The sequence below is a fragment of the Novacetimonas hansenii JCM 7643 genome, assembly GCF_000964405.1.
In the GTDB taxonomy this organism is placed as follows: Bacteria; Pseudomonadota; Alphaproteobacteria; order Acetobacterales; family Acetobacteraceae; genus Novacetimonas; species Novacetimonas hansenii.
In genome coordinates, this window is record NZ_BANE01000218.1 from 1 (window position 1) to 14,288 (window position 14,288).

General features: G+C 59.0%; 14 protein-coding genes. 12 read left to right on the forward strand and 2 right to left on the reverse strand.

All coding sequences use genetic code 11. The annotated features are described in order from the left end of the window. Window positions 1-32: 32 nt before the first annotated feature. Window positions 33-1,862: a glycosyltransferase family 4 protein gene (locus tag B7G66_RS13505; RefSeq protein WP_148424802.1), complete on the reverse strand. Its 1,830-nt coding sequence runs from the start codon at window positions 1,860-1,862 to the stop codon at window positions 33-35. Window positions 1,863-2,394: 532 nt separating this feature from the next. Continuing rightward, window positions 2,395-2,748: a RidA family protein gene (locus B7G66_RS13510; RefSeq protein ID WP_040511209.1), complete on the reverse strand. Its 354-nt coding sequence runs from the start codon at window positions 2,746-2,748 to the stop codon at window positions 2,395-2,397. A 287-nt stretch (window positions 2,749-3,035) separates the two neighbouring features. Between B7G66_RS13510 and rapZ the strand changes: the two genes are divergently transcribed. The 12 genes from rapZ to B7G66_RS13570 all read left to right on the forward strand — a co-directional run bounded on the left by rapZ (window position 3,036) and on the right by B7G66_RS13570 (window position 14,179). Further along, on the forward strand, window positions 3,036-4,049 hold the full coding sequence (gene rapZ / locus B7G66_RS13515) for an RNase adapter RapZ (RefSeq protein WP_003616727.1): 1,014 nt from the start codon (window positions 3,036-3,038) through the stop codon (window positions 4,047-4,049). Window positions 4,050-4,077: 28 nt separating this feature from the next. Further along, entirely contained in the window at window positions 4,078-5,487 is a 1,410-nt protein-coding gene (locus B7G66_RS13520) for an anthranilate synthase component I family protein (protein ID WP_003616725.1), read from the forward strand. After that, a complete protein-coding gene (locus tag B7G66_RS13525; RefSeq protein ID WP_003616724.1) occupies window positions 5,480-6,283 on the forward strand; it encodes an aminotransferase class IV in 804 nt (267 codons plus the stop codon). The genes B7G66_RS13520 and B7G66_RS13525 overlap by 8 nt, the downstream gene beginning before the upstream one ends. Before the next feature lie 112 nt (window positions 6,284-6,395). After that, complete coding sequence (gene purH / locus B7G66_RS13530) at window positions 6,396-7,976, forward strand: bifunctional phosphoribosylaminoimidazolecarboxamide formyltransferase/IMP cyclohydrolase (RefSeq protein WP_003616723.1); 1,581 nt, start codon at window positions 6,396-6,398, stop codon at window positions 7,974-7,976. A 104-nt stretch (window positions 7,977-8,080) separates the two neighbouring features. Then, window positions 8,081-8,878: a hypothetical protein gene (locus B7G66_RS13535; protein WP_003616721.1), complete on the forward strand. Its 798-nt coding sequence runs from the start codon at window positions 8,081-8,083 to the stop codon at window positions 8,876-8,878. Between the two features lie 147 nt (window positions 8,879-9,025). Beyond that, a complete protein-coding gene (locus tag B7G66_RS13540) occupies window positions 9,026-9,352 on the forward strand; it encodes an AtpZ/AtpI family protein (protein ID WP_003616720.1) in 327 nt (108 codons plus the stop codon). Between the two features lie 38 nt (window positions 9,353-9,390). Then, window positions 9,391-10,140: a F0F1 ATP synthase subunit A gene (locus B7G66_RS13545; protein WP_040510302.1), complete on the forward strand. Its 750-nt coding sequence runs from the start codon at window positions 9,391-9,393 to the stop codon at window positions 10,138-10,140. A gap of 55 nt (window positions 10,141-10,195) precedes the next feature. Beyond that, the gene (locus tag B7G66_RS13550) at window positions 10,196-10,420 is read left to right on the forward strand and encodes an ATP synthase subunit C family protein (RefSeq protein ID WP_003616715.1); all 225 of its coding nucleotides are present in this window, start codon (window positions 10,196-10,198) and stop codon (window positions 10,418-10,420) included. Between the two features lie 14 nt (window positions 10,421-10,434). Continuing rightward, the gene (locus B7G66_RS13555) at window positions 10,435-11,049 is read left to right on the forward strand and encodes a F0F1 ATP synthase subunit B family protein (protein ID WP_003616707.1); all 615 of its coding nucleotides are present in this window, start codon (window positions 10,435-10,437) and stop codon (window positions 11,047-11,049) included. Window positions 11,050-11,079: 30 nt separating this feature from the next. Beyond that, window positions 11,080-11,574, forward strand: coding sequence for a F0F1 ATP synthase subunit B family protein (locus B7G66_RS13560; protein WP_003616705.1), 495 nt, complete (start codon window positions 11,080-11,082; stop codon window positions 11,572-11,574). Between the two features lie 16 nt (window positions 11,575-11,590). Next, window positions 11,591-12,346, forward strand: a complete 756-nt coding sequence (locus B7G66_RS13565) for a glycosyltransferase family 2 protein (protein ID WP_040511207.1) — start codon at window positions 11,591-11,593, stop codon at window positions 12,344-12,346. 177 nt (window positions 12,347-12,523) lie between these two features. Next, window positions 12,524-14,179, forward strand: coding sequence for an ArnT family glycosyltransferase (locus tag B7G66_RS13570; RefSeq protein ID WP_003616700.1), 1,656 nt, complete (start codon window positions 12,524-12,526; stop codon window positions 14,177-14,179). Window positions 14,180-14,288 lie beyond the last annotated feature (109 nt).

A 14,288-nucleotide genomic window follows, 5' to 3' on the forward strand; every position in this document is an offset into this window, starting at 1 on the left:
CAACAGGCTGGTATTGTTCAAAAACTTTCGGATCAGGCTCTAAGGGATATGACATTCATCTTTGATAGGGAGAGCCGTTGCTTTTTGGCATCAATCTGTATGAGTGTTGCGCCTGAAAAAACGATATTTCCCGTGAATGTTGCCAACGCACCCAACCTGATCTCGACCATCGGGGCTTCGCCAGTCAATTCAAACGTCACCTGTTCATTAATGTCATGAGTTCCGTTGGACAGGGTAAGGACACGGCTTGTTAATTGTTTGTTATTGGAGTTTACATCGATTTCAAACCGTACATCCTGCGGCGTATCATTCTTGATACATGCATGCATGATGGCGCGATAACGCCCGGCAGGCATCTGCGCGTAAGGCCCAAAAATCAGGTGTGTGGCTGCAATATCAATGGAAGGTAGCGATACGCTATCCCCTTCAATAAGGGCAGCGGCTGACCAGACCCCCTTACGCATGGAAAATTCACTGGGATCAAAGGTAATGGAAGGCTCGTCCACAGGCATGGTCAGGGCGTTCAGGAGTTCCTTATCTTGGATCAGGTAATTCTTGAACATTCGCACATCGTAAAGAGACGTAATATTGATGTGGGAATCGAAGACCAGACTGTTATCAAAGCCCTGATGACAGTATTCGTAAAGAGAGTTACGCGCGGTATTGATTGCATGGGCGACACGTGGCAAGTAGCGGATCGCAGGGCGCGCCAGATCATCAGGAACTGGTTGCGGCCATCTGTTTTTATCCTGTGCCGCCAGTGCATCACGCACCTGGGTTTCAATGATTTCAGCAGAATAGGTCTGGAGAATGGCATATTGGATCTCCAGCAAACGATTTTTTACGCCTGGGGTCGCAAGGGCGTTAATCGCAGCGGCAAAAAGATTCAGATCGAAATTGGGAAAAGCAAGGGGATGCCTGGCAAGTAATTCCCGAAAGGCTGTTGTTGCCCAGGCGACCACAGGAAGGCGGTACCTCATGGCCTCGAAAACGGGAAGACCAAACCCTTCATGCTCTGAAAGGCAGATAAAAACATCAGAAGTCTGGTAAAGATTGATCAGGGCATCATCGGAGACAAGTCCATGAACGATGACTTCCGACTTTGCCTGACTGATGATTTTGCGCAGGCGGATGGAAAAAGGATTGGGATCGTCGAGACCCTTTCCAACAATGTTCAGTCTGACACGGGCATCGGTAAGTTCCTGAACCCGATCAGCAACGGCAATTGCGTTGATATGCCCCTTATGCGCGACAACACGGCTGACGAAGAGGAGATCTATTGTGGCGTCATTGGCGGTGTTACTGACATCGTCTGTCCCTGTTTCGACCGCATGGGGCAGAAAGGGAACAGGAAGGTTCAGGTAACGACTGGCCGGGTAAACGACATGGCACCGTTCCGGCGCGGCCCCCAATGCGATGAGCTGATCGCTTGTAAATTCCGAATTCGACCAGAACTGGATATGGCTGCAATTAATGAAATCAATGATGTTTTCATAACCGAGCAGGGCATGCGTCGCATTCTGGTTCTGTAATCCAAAGGTAAACCAGGGGGGCGTGGCATTGTGCCACCGGATAATCACATGCCGACATTCTTCCCGCAGGAATTTATCAAAAGGGGTCAGGCTGTCGCAATAATGGAAAAGAACGGTAATGGACCGGTCCTGCTTCAACCACTCGTGAAAGGCGTCAGCACTTTCCACTGGGATATCAGGAAATGCCAGGGGGTTATGATTATTGGAGAATACACGAACAATGTTTATGGCAGGGTGCTGGGATGACAGCATTCTGTAATGATGAGCAACGTCATTACATACGGAATCATTCCTTTCAGACATATTTAGAGCCAAAATTGCCAATTTCACTAGGTCATGCTCCCAATGGATTTACAAGGGTAATGAATATTACCTGATGATAAACGGAATTCTCCCAAGGGATTTATAAGGTTTAAACGGGCATTAGTCTATAGAAGTCGCATCAAAAACTCCTATTCTTCACCGACTGATTGTGGTATGCGGCTTTGTATTGCGCAGTATGCGCTAGGATGCTTCTGCCATGCAGGCAAGCCATGCAATAAAATCATAAAATGTAATTTTATATGTATTCTGCAAGTACACGGTGTGCATTTTAAAAATGCGTGGCATTTGAGGCAAATCTATAAAAAAAATTCCCATTTTATTGTATTTTAAAAAATAATTATAGCGATATTGAGATGCTATGATTATTGGGATTCTGGTAATTGCGCCAAATTCAGCAAACGCCTGATGGGATGTTTGCATAATGAATATGTATTATTTAAGGCGCAAATATGATCTTTCCTCTTAAACCGGCCATAGCGCGTGGAGGTAGGGAAAGATGCCTGTTTGTCCCATCCGCCCTGTTCCGCGTCAGTCTGGCTCAGATACCGCAGAGGGAGGCGTCCGGTATCGCAACCAGAAGGTCAAGTTCGATCAACTGGGGGGCATGCTGGTGCTTTTTGACCAGACGGAATGTCATCGCAGGACAGGTGCGGCCAAACACTTCGTTCAGTGTTGTAAAGCACGACGCGAATTCATCGGTTTTTGTCAGGGTAACAACCATACGCGTAACATCATGCAGGCTGTTGCCATGCTGTTCAAGGATGTCCGCACCCTGTGCCAGCGCATGACGGAACTGGCCTAGCATTGTGGGGGCAAACTGCCCCGTGGCCAGATCCTGCCCGGTCAGATGGCGGATGTGGATATCCTCGTTTGGTCGCGTGGTTTCTTTCATCAGGAAGAAAATCACAAAATAGTCATATTTTGTCCATGATAAATTTCAGCCCTAAACGCTCGCTCCTTTCGATGTGACATGGAAAGGCCGGATATTATAAGATGGTTCCATCCACGTGCCTGACGAAATGCAGATGTGATAATGACACCACTTTTCATCTGTGGTGAAAAAGAGGAAAATCCTTGTGTCGGAGGCTGTCGCTGCACCACCATCGTAACCCCTGTCATCCGACGCCAGCCCCTGCTGGCACGATGGTTCCCCAGGATTTCATGTGACTGCCATAACCCATGCATGAAGATTCACCATTACCGCGCAGCATCCTTCTTGTAACCGGGCTGTCTGGTGCCGGGAAATCGTCGATCCTGCGAATTCTGGAGGATCTGGGGCATGAAGTCATCGACAACCCGCCGCTTGGCATGCTGGACGAGATTGTGGCCCGCGCGGAAAAGCCGGTGGCCATCGGGGTGGACTCCCGCACACGTGGGTTTGACGCCACCCTGGTCCTTGCCGCCCTGTCGCGCCTGCGGATCAATCCGCACCTGCATGCGCAACTGATCTACGCCACGGCAGAGGAAAGCGTGCTGCTGCGCCGTTATACCGCCACGCGACGGCGGCACCCACAGGCCAGCCATGGCACTGTCAAGGAAGGGATCGAGGCGGAACTCCGTCTGACGGCCCCCCTGCGGGAAGCTGCCGACGTTGTGATTGACACCACGGACCTGCCACCGCCCGAATTGCGCCAGCTTGTGGAGGCGCGCTTTGGACAGTGGGAGGATGGACGTGGCGAGGGCCTGACGGTTGCCCTGATGTCGTTCGCCTTTCCTGCCGGCCTGCCGCGCGAAGCGGACATGGTGTTCGATGCGCGTTTCCTGCGTAACCCCTATTACGATCCTTCGCTGTCCGCCCTGACGGGGCTTGATCCGCAGGTCGCGGCCTATGTGCAGGTGGACCCGGATTATGCGGCCTTTCTTGACCGGATCGACGGTCTTCTGGACCTCGTGCTGCCGCGCTTCGTGCAGGAAGGGAAGAAATATGCCACGATTGCGATTGGCTGCTCGGGGGGGCGGCATCGTTCCGTGACCCTGGTGGAGGCATTGGCCCAGCGCCTTGGGGCGCAGCCGACGCAGGGCGGACAGGGGCATGATGCCCCCTCCGCCAGTTTCGCGCGTGGACAATGGCCTGTGGTGGTCATGCACCGTGAACTGGCCCGGCAGGGGCGCAGCAGCTGGCGCTGGGCCAATCGTCCTGCAAACCGTCTGGGCAGCAGCCAGACGCAACCAGACGATACCCCTGCATCCTAAGGCCGCAGGCAGGATTTTCCCTCCGTCCGTGACACAATCTGATCCATCTTCCGTCTTGTCCGTTCATGTCCATCAACTGCCATGGCATGATATGGGCGATGTTCTGGCCGTGCTGGAGGGGGAGCCATGGTTGGCCTGTCTGGACAGTGGCAGCGAGATCATGCCGCGTGGGCGCTGGACAATCCTATGCCGTGATCCCGTACATGTGGTGGAGGCTCATGCGGGACGATGTTTCGTGGACAGGCGCGAACAGGCGGGGGATGCGCTGGAGATATTGCGTGGCCTGATTCCCGCCTTTGCATGCCCTGATGGAATGCCGTTTGTCGGTGGGGCCATCGGGTTTGCGGATTATCGGTTCGGGCAGAGGACGCATGGCCTGTCCACGCGGCACGATCCTGACCCGCAGCAGCCTGAATTCGCGGCCGGTATCTATGACCATGCCATTATCATGGATCGCCTTGAACGGCGGGTATGGCTGACCGGGTATGGGACGCCCGATGTCATGGCGCGACGCCGACGGGAGGTCATGGACCTGTGGGGGCGGGTTGTCGCCCACGTACCTCTTCCAAAAATGCCCGATATCCAGTTTACCATGGAGCGTTCGGCCAGGGGATACCGCCGGGCGGTGGCGCAAGCGTGTGATTATATTGCGGCAGGTGATATCTTTCAGGTGAACATCACCGCGCGCATGTGGGGGGCAAGGCCGCCCGGATTATCTCCCATTGCGGCCTATCGCGCGTTGCGCGTCACCTCTGCGGCGCCATTCGGGGCGTTCTTGTCATGTGGTTCGGACTTTGCCCTTCTGTCGGCATCACCGGAACGGTTTGTCGCCCTCGACGTGCATGGTGTCATGCGCACCCGTCCGATCAAGGGGACGGCGCCACGAGATCCAGATCCCGTGCGTGACCGGCAACGTGCGCAGGACCTGCGTCTGGATGAGAAGGAATGCGCCGAAAACCTGATGATCGTGGACCTGATGCGCAATGACCTTGGGCAACTCGCACGGATCGGCAGTGTCAGCGTACCGGAATTGTTTAACGTGGAACATTTCACCCATGTCCACCATCTGGTGTCGGAGGTGCAGGCAACCCTGCTGCCCGGTCATGATGCCATCGACCTGCTGCGTGCGACGCTGCCGCCCGGTTCCGTAACTGGCGCGCCCAAGCATCGCGCCATGCAGATCATTGATGAACTGGAGGGTTCGGCGCGGGGACCCTATTGTGGGGTAGTCTTCCGTATCGGTGGGGATGGGGCGATGGATAGTTCGGTCATCATCCGCACCCTTGTCATGACACGGGCGGGAATATGTGCGGCCGCGGGTGGCGGGATTACGATACTTTCAGATCCACAGAAGGAATATGAGGAAATGTGCCTGAAGGTTTCCGCCCTTCTGTCGGTGTTTGGCAATACGTCATCCGGGGAAAAAGAGCATGACTGAGCGCCTGTGGTTTAACGGGGCCATGCAGGATCGGGATGCGGTGCGGATTGATCCCGCTGATCGTGGGCTTCTGCTCGGTGATGGTGTGTTCGAGACCATGCGTGTGCAGGCAGGCCGCATCGTCCATCTGGAACGGCACATGGCGCGCCTTTATGCAGGGTTGGAAACCTTGATGATCCCGTCACCTGAGCGGGAACAGGTCGAGGCGGCGTTGGTATGTGTCATCACCGATAACGCGATGCAGGCGGGGTCGCTGCGTCTGACCATCACGCGCGGATGCGGCCCGCGTGGCCTGTTGCCACCCGAAGGTGCGGCCCCGACCATCATGATCGTGCCGTTTCCGCCTGCCGCTGTCCCCATGCCTGATGCGCATCTGGTCATCAGCCGTATGCGTCGTGATGAAACCAGCCCCCTGTCGCGGGCCAAAACCCTGAATTACCTACCCAATATCCTCGCATTGATGGAAGCACGCCAGCGCGGCGGGACTGAGGCCGTATTGCTCAATATGGCGGGGCGCGTGGCCGAGGCAAGCGCCAGTAACCTGCTGATCCAGCGCGATGGCATGCTGCTGACTCCGCCCGTGGCCGAAGGTGCTTTGCCCGGCATTGCACGTTCCGTGCTGCTGGACATGCGCCTTGCGCGTGAACGGGCCCTGACACGTGCGGACCTGCTGGCGGCGGAGGCGGTTGTGCTGGTCAACAGCATGTCGGTGCGCGCGGCTGTGTCGCTCGATGCTGCGCCGCTATCACGGGAGGCCGCCACGGTTGCGCGGATCCGTGCGGCCCTGATGTCATAAGGCCACCGGTTCCGTCATTTCGGTTATTGCTCAAAAAGGCGGGGTTGGATTAATCACCCCCATCAGATCCATGTTCGGATCGTCCCGCGGTTTAAAGTGAAAGGTCACTGTGATGGCCCCCCAGACGCCTGTGCCGGTGCGGCGCGCCCTGATTTCCGTTTCGGACAAGACCGGCCTGCTCGATCTTGGTCGCGCGCTTGTCGCCCATGGGGCGGAGATCCTGTCCACCGGTGGATCAGCCCGTGCGCTGCGCGAAGCAGGTATCCCGGTCAAGGACGTGTCCGAACATACGGGATTCCCTGAAATCCTTGACGGCCGGGTGAAGACGCTGGTGCCACAGGTCCATGGCGGTATCCTCGGCCGTCGCGACCTGCCCGAACATCTGCGCCAGATGGAAGAGCACAAGATCGCGCCGATCGACCTTGTGGCGGTCAACCTGTATCCGTTCGAGGCCACCGTGGCGTCCGGCGCGGGTGCCGAAGACTGCATCGAAAACATCGATATCGGCGGTCCGGCCCTGATCCGCGCTGCGGCAAAGAACCATGACCATGTCGCGGTCCTAACCGATCCGGCGCAATATGCCGATATCATCACCGCCCTTGGCGAAGGTGGCACCACGCTGTCGCAGCGCCGGGGGCTGGCAGGTGCGGCCTATGCCCGCACGGCTGCCTATGACGCCGCGATCGCGCAGTGGTTCGCCGGACAGCGCGACGACCTGCTGCCCGCGCGCATGACGGTGGCGGGTGTGCGTCGCGAAAGCCTGCGCTATGGCGAGAACCCGCACCAGAAGGCGGCGTTCTACACCGACGGCACCAACCGTCCGGGCGTTGCGACCGCGCGCCAGATCCAGGGCAAGGCGCTGTCGTACAACAACATCAACGACACTGACGCCGCGTTCGAGGCGGTGGCCGAGTTCACCGACCCCGCCATCGTCATCGTCAAACATGCCAACCCGTGCGGCATCGCCGTCGCCGCGACGCAGGCCGAGGCCTGGGACAAGGCCCTGAAATGTGATCCGGTTTCGGCATTTGGCGGCATCGTCGCGCTGAACCGCCCGCTGGAGGCCGAAGCGGCGGCAAAGATCGCCACCATCTTCACGGAGGTCATCGTCGCTCCCGACGCGACGGAGGAAGCACGCGCCATCCTCGCGAAGAAGAAGAACCTGCGCCTGCTGCTGACGGGTGCGCTGCCTGATCCCACGGCTGCCGGCATTGTCGTGCGTTCGGTGGCCGGTGGTTTCCTGGCGCAGACACGCGACAATGGACGTGTGGACCGCGCGGACCTGAAGGTCGTGACCAAGCGCGCCCCGACAGATGCGGAAATGGCAGACCTGATATTCGCATTCCGTGTAGCAAAGCACGTGAAGTCGAATGCCATCGTCTACGTCAAGGATCAGGCGACGGTGGGCATCGGCGCTGGCCAGATGAGCCGTGTCGACTCGGCCCGCATCGCGGCGAGCAAGAGTGCTGACGCGGCGAAGGCGGCGGGCGAGGCGCAGCCCCTGACACAGGGCAGCGTGGTGGCCTCGGACGCGTTCTTCCCGTTCGCGGACGGGCTTGAGGCCGCGATCGCGGCGGGCGCTGTCGCGGTGATCCAGCCGGGCGGGTCCATCCGTGATGATGAGGTCATCGCCGCCGCCGACAAGGCGGGGATCGCGATGGTCTTCACAGGTATGCGCCATTTCCGGCACTGATCCCACATCACGGGGACTTGCCTGTCGCGGGGCGAGGGATATCACTAGACACCGCCCCGGCATCGCGACAGGCCGGTGGATGCAGACGAAAGACGAGATCCGGCATGCATATTCATCGGCGTTCCCCCCTTTATGTGACAGCGGCGCTCGGCCTTGTGGCCAGCCTCGCGGGCGCACCGGCCATCGCCGCGTCCAAGCCCGCGGCGGAGGCTCAGCATGCTCCGGCGGCGACACCCGCCGCCCCTGCCACTCAGCCTTCGCAGGTGCAGGCGACCTCGGCATTCGATTATTCCCCCCTGCCGGTTGTGACGGGGACGGTGGCGCAGTACCTGCTGACCAGCACCGGCGACGTGGCGGGACTGCTGCTGTCCGACGGGACGCAGGTGCTGTGCCCGCATCGTCTGGGCGACGCCGCGACGCAGGTCGTGCGTCCGGGGGAACAGGTCAGCATCAGCGGCCTGAAGGGGCGTGTCCACCCGATCGTGCGCGCCTATGCCATCAGCGGGCCGCGTGGCCGCCGGATCGCGGATGAGCCGGGATCGGAAACAGCCCTGCCGCCCTCCAATATCGGTCCCGATGTGGCGGTGGACGGGACTGTTCTGGCGCAGCTTTATGATATCACCGGCGCGGTGCAGGGTGTGGTGATGCGTGACCATTCGCTCGTTTACGTGGGGCGCGCCAATGCTGTGCGCCTTACCAACTGGCTGCGTCCGGGGGCCACGCTGCATGCAATTGGTACCGGCGTGAATGGCGGGCGCGGCACGGCGATCAACGCGCGTGAGATCGGGCCGGATGTCAATCAGGCGATCCACATTGTGCCAGCCGATGCACCGCCGCCAGGTGCCTTCCCCGGAAGTGCCGCCTATGACCGGATTCCTGGCAGCGACACGTCCGCGGAATAAGTTTTGGTTTTCTCCTGTTTTGGACAGGCGAAAATGCCATGTTTTCATGCACTGACCCAATATTGTCATGCTTTGCTGGACGACGCTTGCTTGACAGGTTATTGCAGCATCGTTAGCTAGCGCCTGCACCCATCGGGAGGTGCGAAAATGGACACGGACAAAGATCCATCCGGTACGTCCTTTGACCAACGCCTGCACGCGGCACGGACCCGGCTGGAAAAGCCGGAAAATGCAGCGCAGGCGAAGGACACGGGACGGGGGTTTTCGGAACTGGGGCTTATGCTCCGTGCGGGAACCGAACTGGTGTCGGCCCTTATTGTGGGGGTGGGCATTGGCTGGGGGCTGGATCACTGGTTGCACCTGCGGGCGGTGTTTCTTGTTCTGTTCTCGCTTCTCGGCGGTGCGGCAGGTGTGCTTAATGTCTGGCGTCTTGTCAGGCCCGATGCCATAACGGATGGCGATTCGGGTTCCTGATCGGGAACCGGGCAGAGATATTTTAGGGAAGAACGAAGTTGGCGGCCGGATCATCCATCGACGCGCTCGGTCAGTTCGAGCTCCATCCTGTTCTGGGCGCTCTTGGGGAGTCCCTCAGATTCAGCCAGTCGCCGCTGATGATGATTGTGGCATCCGTCATCGTGCTGGCGTTCCTGTATGTCGGGATGCGCCCCGCAGCCGTGGTGCCCGGTCGCCTGCAGGCCGCGGCCGAGATCTGCTATGACTTCATCTACAACATGGCCGTTGACACGATCGGTTCGGAGGGACGCGCGTTCTTCCCGTTCGTGTTCACCCTGTTCTTCTTCATCCTCGCGGGTAACTATCTTGGCCTGCTGCCTTTCTCTTTTGCCTTCACCAGCCATATCGCCGTGACCCTGGCGCTGGCGCTGATGGTGTTCTGTCTCTCGATCATCGTGTCGCTGAAGGTGCAGGGGGCGAAGTTCTTCGCCCATTTCATGCCCGCCGGTGCGCCCAAGGCGCTGGCGCCGCTGCTGATCCCGATCGAGATCCTTTCTTTCCTTTCCCGTCCCGTGAGCCTGTCGATCCGTCTGTTTGCGAACATGGTCGCCGGTCACGTGATGTTCGACATGTTTGCCGCCTTCACGATCATGCTGGCTGGTCTGGGCCTGTTTGGCGATGTCATCGCCGTGGGACCGATCGTCATCAATGTCGCGCTGATGGCTCTCGAATTGCTGGTGGGCGCACTGCAGGCCTATGTGTTTGCCATTCTCACCTGCATCTATCTGCGGGAGGCCGTGGCCCACTGAGGGCCACCATCTTCCGTCATTTCATCCAGAACGTCTGAAACAAGGAAAAACTGACATGGATATCGCAGCCGCCCGTGAAATTGGTGCCGGTATCGCCGTTATCGCCCTCGCTGGCGTGGGCATTGGCCTGGGTAACATCTTCTCCACGCTGGTCAGCAGCATCGCGCGCAACCCGTCCGCACGTCCGCACGTGTTCGGCCTCGGCATGCTGGGCTTTGCCCTGACGGAAGCCGTCGCCCTGTATGCGCTGCTGATTGCGTTCCTGATCCTGTTCGTCTGATACAGGAGGGGTGCGTGGTGCGTTCCACGGTGTATAAAAACATCCGCAGGGTGGCGTCGCGCGCGGCGGCACCCGTGCTGGCCCTGCCATTGATGGCCATGGTTGCACCTGGCGCACGCGCCGAGGGTATGCCCCAGCTTGATTTCGGCAATCCCTACGTCATCGGTCAGGTGGTGTGGGGTGCGGGCATCTTCCTCATCCTTTACCTGTTGCTGAGCCGTTCGGCCCTGCCGAAGGTCGAAAAGGTCCTGAGCCTTCGTCGCCAGACGATCGAGAATGACCTTGAGATCGCGCATAAGGCCAAGTCCCGTGCCGATGATGCGGTGGCGGAACTTCGCCAGGCCCGCAAGGACGCCATGGCAGAGGCGCAGGCCAATGTTGACAAGGTCGTGGAAGAAGCCCGTGCCGCTGCTGAAAAGCAGGCGCAGGAAATGAATACGCGACTGGGTGCCGAAATCCGTGAGGCGGAAGCCCGCGTTGCCCTTGCCCGTGAAACGGCACTGGGGTCGCTGCGGCAGATTTCCACCGATACGGCAGAAGCCCTGATCCATCAGATATCCGGCATTTCGGCCCCTCTGGACGTGGTAACGTCCAAGGTTGATGGTGTCGCGACGGCCCGTGGTTTTTAATGGGCCCCCTCTACAGACAGGTCCGTAGTCATGTTGCATGAGCCCCGTTTCTGGTCGGCTGTTGCCTTCTTCCTGTTCTTCATCCTGTTCGGCGCAAAGTTGTGGCGTCCACTGAGCGCTGCGCTTGATGCACGCGCGCAGAAGATTCGTGCTGACCTTGATGAAGCCGCGCGCCTGCGCCGCGAAGCGGAGCAGATGCTTGAGGATGCCACGCGGGAGCGTGAAGCCGCGCTGGCGGAAGCCCGTGCAATGGTCGAACATTCCCTGCAGGAAGCCGCCCGTATTGCGGCACAGGCCAGCCAGGATGCCGATGATATCGCACGTCGTCGCGAACAGATGGCCCGCGACCGCATTGCCGCAGCCGAGCGTGGGGCAATCCGTGAAGTGCGTGAAGCCGCCATCGACATCGCGATGCAGGCCACGCGGGAAACATTGGCGGCGTCGTTATCTGCCGATGGGGACAAAAGCCTGATTGACAGTGCCATTTCGGGGCTTCCTTCGGCCCTGTCCCATCGCGCAGCCTGAACCGGGTGGCGGAACGCTGAGTTCTCCGACCCCCCATAAGGACGATACGCCCGTCCTGTCCATTGTGTCGGTTGTTCTTGACGAAGCGGCGAATATTCGTCCCGTCTGTCTTGAACTGGCCGACGCTTTGGCACAACTGCCCCCTGCTGAAGTCATTTTTGTAGATGATGGCAGCACGGATGATACCCTTGCCCTTCTGATGGCTGTCCGGGCTGAAGGCATCCTGCCCCAACTCAGGATTCTTTCCCATGATCGCCGCCTGGGCAAATCCGCAGGATTGCGGACGGGGATCGAGGCCGCGCGCGGGGCGTGGGTCGCTACACTTGACGGTGATGGGCAGGATAACCCCTTCGAATTCATTCGTATGTTTGAATTGGCGCAGCAGGCCCCCGGGCGGGCGCCGCTGGTGGTTGGCGTGCGTGCCAAGCGGCAGGATCGCCTGTCGCGACGGGTGGCAACACGCTTTGCCAATGGATTGCGCAGCCGCCTGCTTGATGACGGGTGTCCCGATACGGGGGCGCCTCTGAAACTGTTCCTACGGCAGGATTTCCTGCGCCTGCCACAGTTTGAGGGATTGCATCGTTTCCTGCCGTCCCTGATGGGCCGTCATGGCGTGCCGCTGGTCTGCACGCCGGTCGGGCATCGCGGCAGATTGCATGGGCAGTCGAAATACACGAACCTCAATCGGGCGCTGGTCGGGATTCGTGACGTTCTTGGTGTCATGTGGCTGAACAACCGCGCCAGGATCCCGGATCATATTACCGAACGCTGAGAGGTTGTTTGAAAAGTCAGGCGCGATAACAGACTGAAATTATAAAGGTTTTTGGTGAAGCTTTTTCTAAAAAGCTTCAGAAGAGGCTGCCTTTTTCGATCAAAAGGCGGCACCCAAAAACTTTTCTTGTTGTTTATCAATGATTTGTTTCCAAACAATCTCTGAGAGGGCGGTGCGATGACACGCCTGACGCTGCGCCATTATATTATTGTCGCTGTCTCGATCTTTGTCCTGTTCCTGCCTGGTCGCGCGTCACTGCCGCCACTGGATCGTGATGAACCCCGTTATATGGAAGCAACGGCCCAGATGCTCCACAGCGGCGATTACGTCGATGTGCGCTTTCTGGATCAGCCGCGCTATCTGCAACCGGCCGGGATCTATTGGCTGGAGGCTGCGGCTGTCAGCCTGACGGGCATGCGCGATGCCCATGCAACGTGGCCGTACCGTATTCCCTCCCTTTTGGGGGTAACGGCGGCTGGTGTGTTGACGGCATGGATGGGGGCGACCCTGTTTGGTCCCATCTGTGGCCTGCTGGCGGCGGCGCTGCTGGCGGTGTCGGTGTTGATGACGGCCGAAGGGCGTATGGCGACCATCGATACGACGCTGCTGCTGTCAATCCTGCTGGCGCAATGTGGGTTACTGCGTGCCTATCTGGATCGGGAGCGTGACGTGCCGACGCCTCTTGCTGCGGCGTTGCTGTACTGGACGGCACTGGGATGCGGGTTAATGCTCAAGGGGCCAGTGGTGCTGATCCCGGGGTTTGGCACACCGATCGCCCTTGCCCTGATTGAGCGGCGTACTGACTGGTGGCGTCGCCTGCGTCCGGCGTGGGGATGGGGGGTGATGCTGGCGATTGTCGTGCCGTGGTGCGTGGCGATTGGCGTGGTCAGTCATGGCGATTTCTACAGTCGCGCGGTGGGACATAATTTCCTTGGCAAGGTTGCCAGCGGGCAGGAATCCCATGGCTTGCCGCCCGGCTATCACTTGTTGGTATTTGCTATTGCGTTCTGGCCCGGCTCTTTGTTCGCAGCGATGGCGCTTCCCTTCGTGTGGCAGCAGCGGCACCAGCCACCGGTGCGGTTCCTGATCTGCTGGATCGTGCCGCACTGGCTGGTGTTCGAGGCGATTGCGACCAAGCTGCCGCATTATGTACTGCCGACCTATCCCGCCATCGCCATCCTGACGGCGGCGGCGATCGTGACCATGCCCCAGGGCTGGCGGTGGCCGCATTCCCTGTGGGGGCGGGGGCTGTTACTGGCCTATGGCGTGGTTTGGCTGGGTGTGGGTTCTGTCCTTGCGCTGGCGGGACCGGTCCTGTTGTGGCGGATGGAGGGCATCATGTCGCCTGCCGCCATGACGATCACGGCAGGGGCGCTGCCGTTGTTGATGGCGGCGGCGTTGCTGCTGGTGCGTGGCGCGGTGCTTCAGGCGGCCATGGCGTCGGTGGCGGCGGCTGTCATCATCCATGTGGGCCTGTTCCTTGCCGTCATTCCCCGGCTGGAGACGATCTGGTTGAGCCCCCGTCTGGCGACACTGGTGGCGGCGCACCGTCCCTGTCCCACCACGATGGTGGCGTCGGTTTCGGATTCAGAGCCAAGTCTTGTCTTCCTTTTGGGGCAGGATACGAAGCTGATGCGACCGGAACTGGCGGCGGGTTTCCTGCATCAGCATGGGAAATGTGCGCTGGTGCTGGTGGGGTCAAAGGATCTACCCGCGTTTGAAGGTGGACTGGAACATGATGGCCTGCATGTCCGACGGTTGGGGATGGCCAGCGGGCTGAATTATTCCACGGGGAAGCATCTGGAGATCGGATTGTATGGGATGCAGCCGTAAGGATATGCTTTTTATGGATGAAAGTATTTGGCTGCATTTCTGAGAGATTGTTTGAAAACAACTCATTGATAAAAAATAAAAGTTTTTGGGTGCCGCCTTTTGATCGAAA